Origin of the sequence: Oleiphilus messinensis (assembly GCF_002162375.1) — a bacterium.
GTDB classification, from domain to species: Bacteria; Pseudomonadota; Gammaproteobacteria; order Pseudomonadales; family Oleiphilaceae; genus Oleiphilus; species Oleiphilus messinensis.
This window is the reverse complement of the sequence record NZ_CP021425.1, coordinates 4,625,294-4,642,832: the sequence shown is the minus strand read 5'-3', so window position 1 is coordinate 4,642,832 and position 17,539 is coordinate 4,625,294. Positions and strand designations below refer to the sequence as shown.

Genomic DNA, 17,539 nt, shown 5'->3' with positions numbered 1-17,539 from the left:
TTCATTTAGTGGAATAATGAATTGTCATTCGGAGTTATTCTTATTTCAAGTGTATGCAGTCAAACTGTCTACATGCAGTCACACGATTGAAGTGTTTTCCGCGATAGGAAATAGGGATAAATAAGGAGACCTGGCGATGACGAGCCGCTATGCACAACTCGCTTTCACTCCAACGATCCGGCAATTGCAGGAGCAGTGGGGGAGTCGAGAACTCTACACACGTCTGGATGAGGGGGATGAACGAAATCACCGAATGTCTGCGCGTGAAACCTCCTTTATTGAGGTTCGGGACAGCTTTTACATGGCCACTGTCAGTGAAACCGGTTGGCCCTATGTTCAACACCGGGGCGGCCCTGAAGGTTTCCTCCGGGTTCTGGATGAGTCGACACTTGCTTTTGCGGATTTCAAGGGAAACCGACAATACATGAGTGCCGGGCACTTGCAGCATAATGACCGGGTCGCGTTGTTTTTGATGGATTACACCCGGCGTCGGCGGCTGAAAATAATGGGGCATGCGAGCCGGGTTGAGCTCTCGGATGGGTCATTGATGAATAAAGTCATCGACTCGGCTTATCCCGCCGATGTGCAGTGGGGTACCCTGATCAAAGTCGAAGCCTTTGACTGGAATTGCCCACAGCACATCACGCCCCGATTCACCGAGCCTGAAATAGAAGCAATGGTGCAGCCTTTGCACGATGAAATTAATCGACTGAGAACTTTATTGTCAAAAAACGGGAGTGCCCTATGAATTTTGATTTGAATGTTGAAGATACCCGCCAACCTGTTCCACCTTTTTCTCGCGATGATGCGATTCGTAAAATCCGGATGGCGGAAGATGCCTGGAACAGCAGAAGCCCGGAGAAAGTTGCGACGGCGTATAGCCTGGACAGTCAGTGGCGGAACCGGGATCTGTTCTTTTCCGGGCGTGAGAGTATTGTGGCGTTTCTATCCAGTAAATGGTCGACGGAAAATGGTTACCGACTGATAAAAGAGCTCTGGGCTCATGATGCGGATCGTATTGCGGTTCGTTTTGTTTATGAATGGCATGATGAACAAGGCCAATGGTATCGAGCCCACGGCAACGAGAACTGGTTGTTCAACGAAAAAGGCCTGATGGTGGAGAGGCACGCCAGCATAAATGATGTTGCCATCGCAGAGGACGAACGCAAATTTCACTGGCCCCAGGGTCGACGCCCGGATGATCATCCCGGCTTGACCGAGCTGGGTCTGTAAAGTGGGTAATCAGCTTTGTTCCAGTTATTGTGCCAGAAAACATTCATGGTGATTGAGATCACTTATTTTTTGGGGCCGCCCCTTGGGTTTCAGATACGCTTTCCCGATACGCCGGTCTATGCCGCGGATGAGGCGGCTTATCGGTAAATTCAATACCACGGTATTTCGAACCCCTTTTCGGTTAACTGATTTTTCATCTCAGGAGAAAGGGGGTTGTCGTATAAATTGAGTGTGATCAGCGCATTGAGGTTGCTTAGATCAACATAACTTAGGTAATTGTTATACAGCAGTAGCTCTGTGATATGCGGGTTCTCTTCGAGCGAAAGTGAGACAAGCTCGTTGCTTGATAAACTGACCATATTAAGTTTGGTATTTGCACCTAAATCCACATAGCTCAGATAGTTGCGTTCTAAATTAATTGATGTCAAATCGGGAAGTGCACTGAGGTCAATATCAAACAGTGCATTTTGGCTTAGGTCAATTTTCTTGAGGTTTACATTATGAACCAGATCAATGCTGGATACGCCTGCGGACGATAATTCAAGCTCATTGAGCATTGAGTTGTTGCTTAGATCGATGTGATTAAGGGCTGTCTCATTCAGTATCAACTTCAAGAGGTGAATATTCTGAGTGAGGTCTAATGACCTTATTGGAGTAAACTCCAAAGACAAAACTTGCAGTGAAGTATTAATTGATAAGTCAATATCCGTGAGAGGGTTAAATCCGGCGTGAAGACTTTCGAGCTCTTCGTTCAAAGATACATCCAAATTCGAAAGCTGATTGTGCTCAACATCTATCACTTGTAGAACGGCATTGTGCGAAGTGTCGAGATAATTGAGTCGATTGTTCGGCGCATAGAGAAACTTCAGCTCGTAAAGCGAAGTGAGATTGAGTTGTTGTAGCTTATTCCCATTGAGGTGTAGTACTTCTAATTCGATGTTGGCACTAAGGTCGATACGGTTTAGATTGGAGTGCTCAACAGCAAGTCTACGGAGATTTTTGTTCTGGGATAAATCGATCTTGGTTATGCTGGTATGACTTATTTGGAGCGTAACGAGTTCTCTGTTTTCACGGGTGTTTATTTCCTCAATCGGGTTTTGTAGAAGCATGATGGTCTCGAGTTTCTCATTCTGATCCAAGTTAACATGAGTTAAATGGTTTGCATGGGCTTCTAACCACGTGAGATTCGGGTTTTCAGTGATGTCCAATTCAGTTAGGTGGTTTTCCGCTACCGAGAGGCGTGTCAAGTTGGTCAAGCCCCTTACATCCACATGAGTGAGCTCGTTTCTTCCAAGTAAAAGCGTCTCTAAATTTGTGAGTTGATTTACGTCGATTGTACTCAGTTGATTATATGAAGCGGAAAGTTCTGTTAACTCTTTATTGTGTGTAAGATCCAGGCGAGTCAAATTATTTACACCGACGGCCAGTTCGCGTAGGAGTGGGCTGCCACTGAGATCAATGTCCGATAGGTCATTTCCAGCAAGATAGAGGGATTCGATATTTGGAATTGGTTTCAAATCGATAACCGTTCGCTTGCTACTTGCGAGTTCCAAAGTGTGTAGATGCTCCAAATGGGGGGGTAGAGGCCAATCTGCAAGCGGGTTGAAAGATAATCCCAAGCGCTCTAATTGTTTATTGGCAGATAAATCAACGTGTTCCAGGTGATTATTGGGCACATACAGTTGTTTCAAATTGTGCTGCTGGCTAACGTCAATTGTCCGCAGTTGTGCGTTTGCAATGCTGATTGTTTCGAGTTTGGGATTTTTTGTCAGGTCGACAGCTTGAATCGGATTGTTCGAGACATAAAGTGCCGTTAATTCTGATAGCTGATCCAAGCCTTCCAGGGAGGTGATGCCATATCCCCTGCAATCCAGTGTGGTAAAGTCGTGGGACCATTTCCACTCATTAACCGCTTTTGTATTTTCAATACAGGCTTGAAAATTCGCATCATTAAACTGGAGTTGTTCTACTCTTTTGTTATCGCTTCCACAACCCGAGAGGAGTAAAGCCGATGCAATTGCAACCGGCCCAATGGGGCTCCGTTCCATGATTCATTCCTTTGAGTTATATCCATAAGCGCAAAAGACTATCAAACAGTTAGTGTTCCGGTCAATTTCCAAAATCGACGAAGTGGTTCCCGCAAGAAAGGGAAAGCAATAGCGAAAATTGTGATGTCATGAATATTGCTCTGTGGCCCGTATTCTGTAGAATCTTGTCTCCAGATAATAGACAACAAATAGGACCGCACAACGTGAAGCCAATGAAGGAAGGCCTGGATCGGGCTGCGATTCAGAGAATGGCGAATAATCTTGCACAGGTGTTTAATGAGCTGAATGTAGACACCTTCGTGGATGAGGCCTGCAGCCAAATTGAAGCGCTGGAGTTGAAACAACGTGTTGATTTTCTAATCGAGCGTCTGCAGACCCATTTGGAAGGCACGTTTCCTGAGATTGCGAAGCGTTTGGTGCAGTTACCGCCGGTTTGGGATCGTGGGGATGAAAATGATGCCTTGAGAGGATTCGCAGCATGGCCGGTTATTGACTACGTTGCGGTAGCCGGTCTGGATCATCCGGACATCGCGCTGGATGTGCTGGAAAAACTGACGTCGCTATTCAGTGCCGAATTTGCGGTTCGCCCTTTTATTCAAAAGCACCCTGAACTGACGAATGCAAAGTTGCAGGACTGGAGCGAACACGAGGACTTACACGTGCGCCGCCTGGCATCGGAAGGTTGTCGACCGCGTTTGCCTTGGGGGATTCGGTTAAATGAATTTATCAATGATCCTGCACCGGTTTTGGCGGTGCTTGAACGACTGAATAATGATCCGGATCTTTATGTGCGCCGGTCGGTGGCCAATAATCTGAATGATATCAGTAAAGATCATCCGGATTTAGTGATTCAAACCTGCCAACGGTGGCTGGAGTTAAACCAGGGTGCCGAGACAGCGTGGATCGTTAAACAGGCTCTACGAACGCTGGTCAAACAAGGCCACCCTGATGTATTCGCGCTGCTTGGTTATTCTGCAAATCATCAGGTGCAAGCGCAATTGAGCTTGAATCAAAAAGAACTGAGTATTGGAGAGTCGCTGCCGTTTACAGTCCTGCTCGAGACGGAACAGGATGAACAGTCTGTTGTGGTCGATTATGTCGTTCATCATCAAAAAGCAAACGGCAAAACCGCACCGAAAGTGTTCAAACTGAAGTCTGTCACACTCAACTCCGGGAATCCCCAACGGATTGAAAAAAGCCACTCGTTTAAACCCGTTACCACCCGGAAATACTACCCCGGCGAACACATCCTCGCCGTCCAGATCAACGGCGTTGAAGTGGGGCGAGAAGTGTTTTGGTTGAGGGGATGAAAGGTTAATTCATCGTCGGATAGTCCGTATACCCTTCTGCTCCTCCCATATAAAACGTGTTCGGGTCAGCTTCGTTCAGTGCTGCATTGGCAGCGAAGCGTTCAACGAGGTCGGGATTGGCAATGAAGGGTACACCAAAGGCTACGGCATCCAAATGCTTTTGGTGGATGGCTGTTGAAGCCTCGTCCTGGTTGTAACCCATATTGCCGATAAGGTTGCCTTTGTACAGGGTACGCGCAGGTGTCATGATTTCGCCGCTTTGTTGAGCAAAGAAATCGGTACGCATTAAATCCCAGAAAGCAAGATCGAATTGGTTAAGGTGCTCAGCCAACCAGGTGGTTAAACCAACGGGGTCACTGTCTTTCATGCTGTTAAAGCTATTTAGGGGAGATGTGCGCAGGCCGACTTTTCCTGATCCCCAGACTTCGATAACCGCCTCTAAAACTTCAAATAGTAAGCGGGCGCGATTCTCGATGGAGCCGCCGTATTGGTCCTTACGCTGGTTGGTACCATCACGCAGGAAGTTATCCAGTAAGTAGCCATTTGCACCGTGAACCTCTACACCGTCGAAACCGGCGGCCTTGGCATTGATCGCTGCTTGCTTGAAAGCCGCCACGATACTTGGTATTTCATCTGTTTCCAGCGCCCGTGGGACGGTGTAAGGCTTTTTGCCGTCCGGCGTATGGACCTCAGAATCCGTGATAGCAATCGGGCTGGCGGCAACGGCTGCACGGCCACCATTCAAATCGGGATGGCTGGCGCGCCCCCCGTGCCAGAGTTGCAAGAAGATTTTGCCGCCTTTTCCGTGAACCGCGTCGGTGACCTTTTGCCAGCCATCGATTTGTGCCTGATTATAAATACCGGGTTCGTTTACAAAAGCTGATGTTCCTTCCATCACCATTGTTGCCTCGGCGATGATCAGGCCCGCTCCTGCGCGCTGCGCATAATACTCCGCCATCAACTCTGTAGGAACGTGATTCACCGCCCGAGCCCGGGTGAGCGGGGCCATGAGTGCGCGGTTTTTCAGTTTGATATCACCCAGTTGGATTTCAGAATGCAGGTTAAGTGTGGTGGACATGTAAAGCTCCAGATAATTTGCTTGAGTTGATCATGGCGCTAGCGTATGGTTTATAGGAATGTGAAACAATATGGTAAATTGAAAGTGATTGTTCGTAATTTGGAAACTATTGACTTCAGAACCCTGTCTGTCTTTGTGACAACCTGCCAGCAAATGAACCTGACCCAGTGTGCGGAGTTGATGGGCTTACCTAAATCAACGGTCAGCAAAGCAATCACCAAGTTGGAGGAGCATCTGGAAACCAAATTGCTGGAGCGGTCGACCCGAAAAATCCAGATTACAGAAGCCGGACAAATCGTCTATGATCGTGCGGCACAACTGGTCAATGAGTTCCGCTCCTTAACCCAAGACATTCAGGAAATGGAGCAACAAGTACAGGGCATGTTGCGGATCTCGGCACCACCGACGCTAGGTGGATTTCTTACCAATTATGTGCTGACCCCGTTCATGAAACGCTGGCCCAAGATCAAGGTCTCACTGGAGTTGTCCTATGGTTTTGATGATCTGTTTTCTCAGGGCTTTGATCTGGCACTTAGAATCGGGCAGGTTGCAGATGATCGGCTCGTGGCCAGGGAGATTGGTTATTCAACTCGCGTATTGGTGGCCAGTTCCGGGTATCTTGAAGAGCAGGGGATACCCGAAAGTCCTCTGGATTTAATGCATCACAACTGCCTTCGTTTTCAACGTAATTCTGACTCGATTCCGTGGACACTCATGTCGGAACAGGAGACGATTTCGGTGGATGTGAACAGCAACTTTTACTGCCCCAGCATACAGGGATTGAAAGGGGGTGCTATAGCTGGATTGGGCATTGCGCAAATTCCGGCGAATGAACTGGTGTGTGAATGGCATGAGGGCAAACTGGTTCGAGTATTGCCGGACTGGCATGCGGTGCCAATGCCAATCTATCTGGTTTACCGATCCGGGCTGAACAAACCGAAGCGGCTCGAGGCTGTGTTGGACCATATTTTATCGATGAAAGACCAGTTTCGATTCGGGCCGGAGTTGTTGCACTCTCCACCCTGTGGACGCGGGCGGTAAAGCGGTCATTTGTCAGATCTGGTTATGGGCATTGGGCAGGGTGAAGTAAAATGTCGCTCCTTGATTTTCCTCCGCTGCTGCCCAGATACTACCGCCGTGCTTCTCGATAATCCGCTTCACCGTAGCCAGACCAATGCCCGAACCTTCGAATTCCCGGCTGCTATGCAGTCTTTTAAAACTGCCAAACAGTTGATCTGCATGGGCCATGTCGAATCCTACGCCTGTATCCTGAATATAATAAATGCGTTGGTTTTGCGGCAGAGAATCAGGCCGATTTCCAATTCCTTCCGGAATGGGGAGCGCGTTGTCCACTTGTCCAAAGGTGATTGTGGACTGAGGTTTGTGGCTTGAATATTTCCAGGCATTCCCGATCAGATTATCTAATACGGATGTGAGCATCTGACTGTCTGCGCTGACCCAGCAGCCGGGTTGGCAATGGCAAGTAACCTGTTGTTCGGGGTATCGCTCGCGCATTTCGGAGAAAACACTTTTAACTCTTTCAGACAGGCTCAGGTCAACTTTATCCAGCGTGCGACGCTGCATTCTGGACAGCTCAAGCAACCCGTTAATCAATGCATTTACTTTGGTTGTACTATCAATTATGCGCTGAATCAGGTCATTGGTGGCGGTGTCGACTTTCAAACCCAACTCTTCTCGAAGTACTTCAGAATAGCCTCGAATATGACGTATCGGTGCGCGCAGATCATGGGATACGGAGTAGCTGAATGACTTCAGTTCCTCATTTGCGGCTTCCAAATCTTTAACGGCTTGATTCAAGGCTTGCGTGCGTTCGATCACTTTGTGTTCAAGGCCCGTATTCAGGTCGTTCACTTCCTTGAACAACAGTGCATTTTCAAACGAGATGGTTGCTTGTGCCAGCAAGGTTTGAATGACGGTTAGGTGTTCCTGGGTAAAGGCCCCATGACTTAAATTGTTTTCGAGATAAAGTACCCCTCTTGGCTTCTCTCTGTAGCTGAATGGAACACACAGAACAGATTTTGGACGATGGTTTTGGGTATAGGGGTCTTGGGTAAAAGCGCCTTCTGTTTCGGCATTGTTCAGGTGAACCGTCTTTCCAGAAAGCAGTACGTAGTTAAGAACACCTTTGGGGACATCGATTGCTTCCGACAAAGGTTTTTCCTGTAAAAATTCTCGTTGTGATTTATCGAGATTGATATAAGCCTGCAACCTCGGTGTATCTGTGTTTAGCACCAGCATTGCAACCTGAGCACCAGCATTCTCAATAATTGTTTGTAGCAGTGTTTCGGTCAGTTCCTTAAGGCTCAATTGTTTGGATATCGCCTGAGTCGATTTCATTAGTGACGCAAAGTCCAGTGATCCGTAAAATGTGGGGGAGCTCTGCTGCCCACTGGAATACTCATATGAAATCAAAGGTGAAGTGCTGTTCCGGTTTTCCCTCTGATTTATTTCGGCTTTCAGATCCGGAAATTCTGCTTCAAGCTGAGTGCACTTCGCCTTGCACTGCCATTTCTGGTAACACTCATAGGCTTCCCGCAGATGGGGTAGGGCTATTCGCTTACTGCCTTTACAGAGCCAAAAGCGCCCATATAGCTCGTTAGCTAACCCTTGGTACTGCAATCGTTCACTGTCGCTGGCACAATCAATGGCTCGCTCATAGTTGGCGAGCACAGATTCAATATCCTCTCCGGTTTGAAAACCGTGCTCTGCTTTGAGCAGTAGATACATATGTTGATAGTTTTCAGGACATAATGTGGCCAGTTGACTGAAGTAGCTGATATAGCGGTCTTGGGCTTCAGCTTCAAATCCTTCCACTTGAACCACTGCGTTTGCCTGTTCCTTTGAATAGGTGCCTTCCCGAATTAACCGGAAATAGGTTAAGCCTCTGAAAAAACGGTTTTCCACCGCACCTATCCAGGTTCGCGTTTGGTGTTCTGAATATTTGCCAAGTGCCTCAACCAGCTTGTCCTGCTGGTCGCTCCAGAAGTACCAATGTGACTCCACAGACCGGAGTGCTTCGAGAAGCGTTGTAGCATGCGTAATTTTCCACTCCGCAGTTGAGAACGATGATTCAGAGAACATATCTTCATCGCTATCCTGCAACAGCATGGATACCAGTCGCCGGTATGGCATACTGGCATTCAATTTTATACCGCTTTTTTCTGCCATCCTCAAAAATTGTTTGAGGTGGTTGGAAACGTTTCCCAGTGGCTCGCCCCGACTGTATCGATAGATCGCCTTAATCCCGTAACAGGCTACACCAATTGGGTCGCCAATCTCCTGGCTTACCCGGTACCCTTTGTCCAGAAGTGATAAGGTATCTGTCATTGAGTGCCCGTAAAACCACACGCCGATCCCCAAGGTTGTGAAGGTCGACAGGCGTTCATTCGTTTGTGCCGTGTTCTGTGTAATATCCAGTGCAAGCTCTGCCAATTCTATTGCACGTTGGTATTTTTTCTCCCGCACCAGAAACTCACCAAACAGAGACATGAGATTCGGCACGTTTCTAAATCCGCCTTCTTTGTAAACCAGCAATACCCCTTTTAACAGGGTATATTCTTGTAGCTCTAAATTGCGAGATATGTAGGCAGAGTAGGTTAGTCGGGACAATAACTTTAACGGCAGGAGTGTGTTTAGGTGCTCGATCGTTTCTTCTGTGTAGCCGCCCTTAATTTCTTGGCGCTCCAAACAGGTTTCGAGTTTGACAAGTAATTCCGGTTTAGATTGTGTTAATTCGTGTTTTTGTCGGGGAATGTTGATGCCCAAATAGCGTAATCCCTCAATCAACTTCCCTTGTCCGACCAGGAGCTGGCCGGTAATCAGGTTATGATTGGCGATGGTGAGGCATAATTGTGCTTTGTCTTCGGCCCGTTCCAGGCTGTGCATTATCGAATCTGCTAATGCAGTTACTTCCTCTGGAGTGTGAGACAAAAATTTACACTCTACCAGCAGAAGTCGCATGCTTACCCAGAGCTCATCTGAATCTGGATTGGCTATGTCCTGATATAGACACACAGCCTGATCGACATAGGCAAAAGCGGTATCCCACACCCCCGAGTCTCGAGCCTGTTTTGCTGCTTCAAAATTCAACTTGGCGAGGTCAGTGCGGTCGTTCTCTGCCTTTATGCAAGGTAACCCCAGATTCAAATGATCTACAGTTTGAAAAAGCTGTAACTGGTTCGATTTTTGTGACGGCAAAAGGTCATAATAACAACGGCCAATGGCGTGATGTATTTTTATCCGTGCCTCCGGGGACATGGATTCATAGGCTGCCTGTTGCATGCGGTCATGACAAAACCGGCAATGACTCCGTGCTGGGTGAGTTCCGCTACCTAGTGCGGTTGCTTCCGTGAGTGCCTGTGGAGGCTGTGCGTATGGAACTTGATTCGGTACCCAGAACGTACCTTTTGGAATGATCAGTCCGGCCTCAATTGCCGGTACAAGGTCTTCAAAGATTTGTCGTTCTGTCAATGCCATCACGGCTTGGAGTGTCTCAACGTCAAAGCGATTACCGATGCAAGCAGCGGTTTGCAGAAGATATTGTGTGGCACAGGGGAGTTGTTGCATTCGGGTGAGCATCAGGTCAACCACATTTTCCGTGATGTCCTGGTCTCTGATGGTCTGCAAATCCCAGCGCCATTGTTTAGCTTCAAGATCAAAATTAATCAGATTTTGAGAATATAGGCTCTTCACAAATTCTTTTATAAAAAAGGGATTTCCTGCTGTTTTTGAATGAACCAGCTCTGCCAACGGTAATACCTGCAGTCGGGTTTGCAGGAGCGCATCGCTTAACAACTCAGTGGTTGTCTCAATGGTTAGTGGCGCTAGCGTGAGTGTGTCTGTGATTCCGTCCTGTTTTGCAATATCATCATTGAGTTGCCTTATTGAGTCCGGTAGACCGGCTTCGGCTTCCCGATATGCGCAAAGGATAAGCAATTTCCGTTTGGAACCGGCTGCTTCTGTTGTTGCCATTCGATTGCTCAACAGGGTGGGAAGCAATGCCAGCGTGCCATGATCTGCCCATTGCAAATCATCGATGAAAATAACGACAGTGCACGTTTGGGCGATTTCTTCAAAAAGCACTTCAATAACACGGTGCAGGCGGTTTTGGGTATCTTGTACATCAAGCTCGGGTAAAGCGGGCATGTCGCCGAGAATGAGCGAAAAATCCCCTAGGAAGTCCTGTAGCACGCGGGCGTTGTGCCCGAGTCGACTTAATATTCTTTCGCGCAATTGAGTCAGGTCGTCAGGGTTACCTGCAACGGTGTAATCAATCCAATCACTCAGCGCGAGTTTGAGCGCGGAATAAGGCTCACTCTTTTGAAACTGATTAAACTTTCCCTGTATAAAAATGCCGTGGTTTGCGGCTACCGGTTTATATATTTCATTGACTAACTTGGATTTCCCGATTCCGGGATAGCCTTTAATGCACAACAGTCGGGGCTGGCCACGGGATGCGGCTTCGAAGTGGTGCAATATCCGAGTGTACTCTTCTTCTCGACCATACAGCTGTTGGGGAATGTGCAAACGATCTGAAATATCATTGAGCGCCAACTGAAACGGGCTGATCGAACCGAGTAATCGAAGTGTGTTGGCACACTTCTGCAGGTCCGCTTTCAAACCCTGGGCGCTCAGATAGCGAGATTCTGCATTTTTGTTCAGTAATTTGTCGATAATCTCAGAAAGCATCCCCGGTACGCGGCCGTTGATCTCGGTTACCGGGGTGGGCTTGACTGCCATATGGGCGTAAATTGTAGCCAGTGCATCATTCGTTTTAAACGGTGGATGTCCACATAAAAGTTCATATAGAGTTACACCCAAGGTGTAAAAATCACTCCGGTAATCCAGTGTCCGATTCATTCTGCCGGTTTGTTCCGGTGATATATAGGCGAGTATCCCTTCCAGATTTTCAGGGGCATCAACGGCGGGCTGTTCCCGGCTGAGAATCGAGGCCAGACCAAAGTCAATAACTTGCAGCTGCCCGGTCTCAGGATTAATTATCAAGTTGCCGGGATGCAAGTCTTTGTGGATCACGTTTTCGTGGTGAATAACACTTAAGGCATCCGCGACCTGAACCGCCAGATCAAGGAGAATGTCAACGGGTACCCGCTTATCTTCAAACTGAGTGGCATACTGCCAAAGATCAATACCTTGATTATCATCCAGAACCAGCCAGGGCTTGGTCGGGGTATCTATCCAGTCAATAAACCTGATAATGCCCGGGTGATCAAAACGACAGAGTACGTCCTGGATAAAACTTAAGTTTTCGTACTGGGCAATCGTAGCCGGCGCACCACTTGTCCGGAGAACCACAGAACACTGATCGGCACTCCGCACCCCCCGAAAAACCAGCGTACGTGCACTCCGATACAAGCTCTCTTTGATCTCATAGCCCGGCAATGTAGGAAACAACAGACTTCTCTCTTCTTGTTTATTTTTTAGTATAGATGATGGCTGATAGGTTTATTGGTGAACATTGGGGTAATCTACACTGGATTCTGACAGGGAATACTGTTCAGGGGAGTGGTTGGTGATGATACAGAGTTTTATATCAGGATATCTTGCGAGGGGCGCGCCAGCGGCATCGTGTGCTCTTTGGGGTGATGCCGACTTTCCTCTTGCTCGATGGGCCAGGCTTTTCGACAACTCAAGCTATCGGTCAGGCCTGGGCCTTTTATAAATGCGCTGATTCTATGGTCTATCCACTTCAAGCAATCGAATGTAATGCAATTCTCTTGGTATTCTGAAGGTGGGTGTAGGTCACGTTGTCGCTGGTGGAGCTCCCGCCTAATGTACCACAGCCTAGTGTCCAGGAAAGCTGCAAACCGTTAGCCGCACCAATGCAGCCCAGTGTTCCCGGCGTGTTAACGATGACACGACTAACGGAGACCGCTTGACTGAATGCGCGAACGTTTTCCCGGGATTCGCTGTGAATAATGGCGGTGTGACCTTCTCCTTCAGTAGACAAAATTTGCTTAGCCCAGGTTAAGGCCTGATCATCGGACTCGGTAAACATAATGGATAGCACTGGAATCAACTTTTCTCGAAGTAATGGGGAGTGAAGATCGAATGCAACGACAGGAGCGAGGATAACCTTGATCGGATAATCTCGGGTTATTTGTGCCGCAGTACAGATTTTTTCGGCGGTTTGACCGACCCATTGCTCCTGTAATTTTCCGTGGGGTGTAAACAGCGTAATGAGCAAACGTTGAACTTCATCTTCATTCAAATAAGCCGAGCCGGTTTGAATAGCAAGGTCGATAAATTCGTGCCTGATGGATTGATCAACTAATAAGTTATTTTCGGAACCACAAACAATGCCGTTATCAAAAGCTTTGCTGTTAACCACGCATTGAACCGCATTTTCAATATTCGCGTCTTTGCAAATCCAGACGGGGGCATTGCCTTTACCAACACCGATAGCGGGTGTTCCAGATTGATAGGCACTTTTCACCATGCTGGGCCCGCCAGTTGCCAAAATAAAAGCAATACCGTCATGTTTCATAATGGCGCTCGTGACTTTTCGATTTGCAGGCAAGTTTGGTGTTTGGACTAAGTCGGTGGATACATTGTGTTTTTTAAGCACTGCGTGAATGATTTCAAGCGTACGGTCACCAACATTCCGGCCTTTGCGATGATTACTCACGACGATTGCATTTCTGGACTTTATTGATATCAGTACTTTGAACACCATGGTCTCAACCGGATTCGTGATTGGTATCAATCCGAATACCACTCCCATTGGCATTGCCGCGACTTCAACATTTGGTGCTTCAATTTGAATCGTTTCAGTACCTGGTTTGCCAATGAGTGACTCGGCAACCTCGAGAGTGCCGAGTTTGATTTTAAGCAGTTTATGTTCGTAAACGCCCATACCGGATTCTTCAACAGTTTGTTTTGCCAAGGATTCCGCCTGATCATATACCGCTTCTGCTATATCGCTAATTAGCTGATCAATGGCGGCTTCTGGTACGGCCAGTATTGATTTTTGAGCCTTGCATGCCCTTGCTATCATCTGATCAATGACGGGGCTTTCGAGGCCAAATACGGCCTGTGCTTTTACGACTTCCTGTAAGGCACGATATCGTTTGTTGACTGTGTTTGCCGCCAGTTTCAGGAACTCTTGGTAGACCGCTGGAGATTGAATCATGAGTCGATTCAGTTTCTCCTGTTTAATCTTGAGAAGTGCTACGGTTCCATTTGCCACGGCAGACATGGCGTGGGGCGTTGATTCAACAATGTCTACGGCGCCTAATAGATCACCGCTTTCGTAACTATCCAATTTAGTCTCGGACTGGGTGTCATCATCAAAACTGAAGGTATCGACCAAACCCGTCTGAATATAAAAACAACTCTCCGCTAATTCATCCTGATTAAATATTATTCCACCATTTTGAACCACAACCTTTTCCATAGACCCAAACAATTTCTCCATGTCGTTAGGCTGTACAATCTCTTCAAATAAAACTTTGGCTTCCATTTAAGAATACTCCATGCACTGAATGAATTTCTGTTTCGTTCCCTAAAATTTAAGTCACTGCCGGTGGGACACTCAGGGGAAAAATTAGTTCTTGGGCCTATTTCAATGGAAGACGGAAGGCATTGAGAAATGTAGATCAGTCTAAAAATGAATTAAGGCGATCATCCGACTGGTACATCCGGGTGAGGGTGTTTGTCAGTGCTCTACTGGGAGGGGCACTATTTTGTTGCGGAGACTATGTGGAAACCAAGTGACAAGATCAACAGAGAGTAACCTTAGCTCAAAATATTGGTGCACTAACAAAACAGGCTTTAATAAAGCAGCTTTTTGTCAGATTTCTTTACATTTTATTGTGGAATATTGTAGCTGACATTGTTGGACTGCACTAAAATCAATGAGATATGGTTTTGGTGTAATTATTGCTTGTCGAGAACTGAATAACCTCAAATGGAATTAGGATAATGAAAAAAATTGTATGTCTTGCAGCATGTTTGTCTGCAACCTCGGTAAATGCAACGCTTATTAATAACGGTAGTTTTGAAACTGGTGACTTTTCTGGTTGGACAACACAAGATTTGACGGCCCCTTTGTTTACTCAACAAGTAAATGGGAGTGGCGTATCATCTGGATTTGGTTTCTTTTCTTCTTCACCCACCGATGGACAATTTGCAGCATTAAATGGTTTTGATGGAAACGGGCCAGGGACTATCAGCATTTCTCAAGATGTAGCCGTAACAAGCGAATCTACAATACTATTTGACTATCGCGCAGCTTGGAATTTGATTGACTTTTGTATTGGCTGCGTAGACAGAATTTTTGATGTAAATATCGAAATTGCAGGAGGTGGAGCTAACCTGGCAAGCTTTAACATCCTTTCTGCTACATCAGGCACTACAGTATTGGACACAGGTGATTTAGTTGGAAGCTTTGATTTAAGTAGCTTTGTCGGTCAAACGGTTAGTATAAACTTTGATTGGTTCGTACCTGAAAATTTCACTGGGCCTGCGTTTTTTCAAATTGATAATATTCGTTCAACCGCTAGTGTTTCAGAGCCGGCCAGTATTGCTTTGTTAGGACTTGGTTTAGCTGGAATTTGTTTTACAAGAAGAAAGAAAACTCCTAGTCAAGCCTGATTTGCGCCGTTACAGAGCCCCGGTTTGAGTCGGGGCAAACTTGCTTCCTATAATACAGTGATGACTGTATAAAACTTAATGCGCAACTCAAATAGTATGCAAAGCCAATACAATCATAAGCGTATTGGCTAAGCATCCTGCAATAATGTTAATTTTTTGAATCTAGCTGTTTAGTTCCATCAAAGTAAATCAATAATCATCATACATTCGATCAAGCGCACATTTGTAGGCTTGTTTTATTTTCCCATCAAGACCGATTGCACCGGATAATATACGCCCTAAAAACGGTGCAAAGAATCGTTTGAAAGAGCTGTCGGTGGATTGCTTTAGCAGTTCAGATCTAAACCATTTAATACGTTTGATCAGTTGTCTTTCGGTTGCTTGCAGGTCGGTTAATATCGGGTATTGCTTTGCACGTCGCTCATTTCGTTCAAACTGATCTTCTCGTCTTGGGTACCAGACCAGCTTGGCTTTCTCGTAGGCGTGTTTGATTGGCCACTCGGGTTGGGGAATATGGCGCCATAGTTTGGTTTCCCCTAATCCATTTGGAAAAATGTAGAGGCCGGGTTCAGTTCTCGCTTTGGCTGCTTTCGTATCACTGTTCTCAAACGATTCCCATTTTTTCAATGCGTTTGCGAGTGGCTCGCTGATTTGTTCTTCGTTGAGTTTGAAGTGCATCATCAGCATGCGATCAGCATTGTGGTAGCCCAATTTGAAGTCATGGTCACGGAATGATTCGTGAAAGAATCCGAAGAAACCACCCCACAATCCCGATGCTAAATGCGCGTGATTCGGGACAGCACCTGATCTCTTTTTTCTGGAGGGGTTTATTGAAAACAGGAATCCTTTCTTCGTTTCATCACCGTGTTGGTAATCAAACCCATCTGCCCAGCTCAATGCGTTGGGTTTAAACCGGGCTGTGTTCTTTAGCGCATCCACTACACCAAGCCCCACTTTCAACAAGTTAGTCGGATCTGTACCAAAGGTTTCTTCCAGCTCTGTTGTCTCTGGCCAATTACCATTACAATCTTTTTGCTGCTTTTTCCCGAGCACATTGGGAAATGGGTCGATCATGATGGTCATGAGCGTGACATCGCGATCTGCATTCTCTGGAGCCGCGTTTGAATCCTGTATCAAGTAGCGATTCATCAGTTCAATGGGCTCATTATTAATTACGCCACCGTCAACACAGGATATTCGGGTATGGCACTCAGTTGGGGTTGGTCTGTTCTCCGGGATGCTGCCATATTGATGATGTAGGAAAGGATCATCATAGTGATTGACGCTGACATCATCTATAACGACAGTCCTTGCGGACAAGCCAATAGGGAACGCACTTGTCGCTAAACCCGCGTCTCTCAGGTTGTTCCAGTGCTCTGCGTTGTCGTCAAGTGAAAACGCATAGGCAATTTTTTGTTTCGAGAAACTGATCCAGTCCCTGTGGTTGTACATGCCGTGGGTATTCTTGCCCAATGTGATCTCGTAACCGACACCGGGAAGATTCGTCAGTGTGAAAAGGTGTCGAGTTGTTGGTGGGTACCATTTTCTCTGGAATTGTTGTCCTGTGAATCGTTGCTCGAGTATTTCCTCTCCAATATCATCGAGTACACCGGCGTTAAAAATCGATAACGATATAGCTTTGGGGTTTGCGGAGGGATGATTGCCTCCAGTTCTTGGGGCTAACAGTGTGTCAGTATTCACCCCCGAAACCCAAGTGTGGTAAAAAGGGTTCTTACTTGTCGCCAGGTATTCGGGTATTTCTTCTCCTTCGTTCACGAGTTTGCGGCTTTGACATACCGCTGCGATCGCTGCATTTACGCCGCCTGCACTGGCACCACCAACCATTCTCAATCTGAATTCTACCGGTGGATTTTCTTGTTTCGAATCGTAGTATTCGTAATAAGTGTCCAGCAATTCAAACAGACGAGTCATCACCCCTGCAGTATAACTGCCAGCGCTAACGGCCCCTGCCATAACAATCGAAAGTTCAATAATCGGTGCTTGTTCGTTTCCTTCTTGGCTCATCTCGGTATCCTTTCGTCATGCATCCAGGCTTCATCCTCCCACCGTTGGCCCTTGGAGGCAATAGCAGGATAGCGAGTGAGCACGCTTTGACTGATCCCCTGTGGTATTTGATGTAAATGATCGACAATTGCTCAATTAAGCGAAGGATCTATACATTAACGCGCAATTTCGGCTATATAACTATTTGTGAAACGGATGTTGAGCGTTAATGT

At 46.8% G+C, this 17,539-nt stretch carries 10 protein-coding genes; 5 read left to right on the top strand and 5 right to left on the bottom strand.

Translation table 11 applies throughout. The features are described from left to right. Positions 1–136: 136 nt before the first annotated feature. Together OLMES_RS20075 and OLMES_RS20070 are read left to right on the top strand one after the other, a co-directional pair. Positions 137–748, top strand: a complete 612-nt coding sequence (locus tag OLMES_RS20075) for a pyridoxamine 5'-phosphate oxidase family protein (protein WP_087462902.1) — start codon at positions 137–139, stop codon at positions 746–748. Continuing rightward, positions 745–1,233, top strand: a complete 489-nt coding sequence (locus OLMES_RS20070; protein ID WP_087462901.1) for a nuclear transport factor 2 family protein — start codon at positions 745–747, stop codon at positions 1,231–1,233. The genes OLMES_RS20075 and OLMES_RS20070 overlap by 4 nt, the downstream gene beginning before the upstream one ends. Positions 1,234–1,382: 149 nt before the next feature. On the opposite strand, the gene OLMES_RS20065 is transcribed toward OLMES_RS20070, so the two are convergent. Next, the gene (locus OLMES_RS20065) at positions 1,383–3,281 is read right to left on the bottom strand and encodes a leucine-rich repeat domain-containing protein (protein ID WP_087462900.1); all 1,899 of its coding nucleotides are present in this window, start codon (positions 3,279–3,281) and stop codon (positions 1,383–1,385) included. 212 nt (positions 3,282–3,493) lie between these two features. On the opposite strand from OLMES_RS20065, the gene OLMES_RS20060 reads away from it, so the two are divergent. After that, positions 3,494–4,591 carry a DNA alkylation repair protein gene (locus tag OLMES_RS20060; protein ID WP_232465374.1) on the top strand — a complete coding sequence of 366 codons (1,098 nt, stop codon included), beginning with the start codon at positions 3,494–3,496 and terminating at the stop codon, positions 4,589–4,591. Positions 4,592–4,595: 4 nt separating this feature from the next. Here the strand turns inward: OLMES_RS20060 and OLMES_RS20055 are convergent, their stop codons facing one another. After that, a complete protein-coding gene (locus OLMES_RS20055) occupies positions 4,596–5,669 on the bottom strand; it encodes an alkene reductase (RefSeq protein WP_087462898.1) in 1,074 nt (357 codons plus the stop codon). A 45-nt stretch (positions 5,670–5,714) separates the two neighbouring features. Here OLMES_RS20055 and OLMES_RS20050 point away from each other — a divergent pair, with 45 nt between their 5' ends. After that, the gene (locus tag OLMES_RS20050) at positions 5,715–6,710 is read left to right on the top strand and encodes a LysR family transcriptional regulator (protein WP_198343055.1); all 996 of its coding nucleotides are present in this window, start codon (positions 5,715–5,717) and stop codon (positions 6,708–6,710) included. A 12-nt stretch (positions 6,711–6,722) separates the two neighbouring features. Here the strand turns inward: OLMES_RS20050 and OLMES_RS20045 are convergent, their stop codons facing one another. Next, a complete protein-coding gene (locus tag OLMES_RS20045) occupies positions 6,723–12,101 on the bottom strand; it encodes a protein kinase domain-containing protein (RefSeq protein ID WP_087462897.1) in 5,379 nt (1,792 codons plus the stop codon). 295 nt (positions 12,102–12,396) lie between these two features. Further along, complete coding sequence (locus OLMES_RS20040) at positions 12,397–14,169, bottom strand: aldehyde dehydrogenase family protein (RefSeq protein ID WP_087462896.1); 1,773 nt, start codon at positions 14,167–14,169, stop codon at positions 12,397–12,399. A gap of 461 nt (positions 14,170–14,630) precedes the next feature. Here OLMES_RS20040 and OLMES_RS20035 point away from each other — a divergent pair, with 461 nt between their 5' ends. Then, the gene (locus OLMES_RS20035; RefSeq protein WP_087462895.1) at positions 14,631–15,302 is read left to right on the top strand and encodes a PEP-CTERM sorting domain-containing protein; all 672 of its coding nucleotides are present in this window, start codon (positions 14,631–14,633) and stop codon (positions 15,300–15,302) included. Between the two features lie 189 nt (positions 15,303–15,491). Here OLMES_RS20035 and OLMES_RS20030 read toward each other — a convergent pair whose 3' ends face one another. Next, positions 15,492–17,327 carry a patatin-like phospholipase family protein gene (locus OLMES_RS20030; RefSeq protein WP_087462894.1) on the bottom strand — a complete coding sequence of 612 codons (1,836 nt, stop codon included), beginning with the start codon at positions 17,325–17,327 and terminating at the stop codon, positions 15,492–15,494. Between the last annotated feature and the right edge of the window lie 212 nt (positions 17,328–17,539).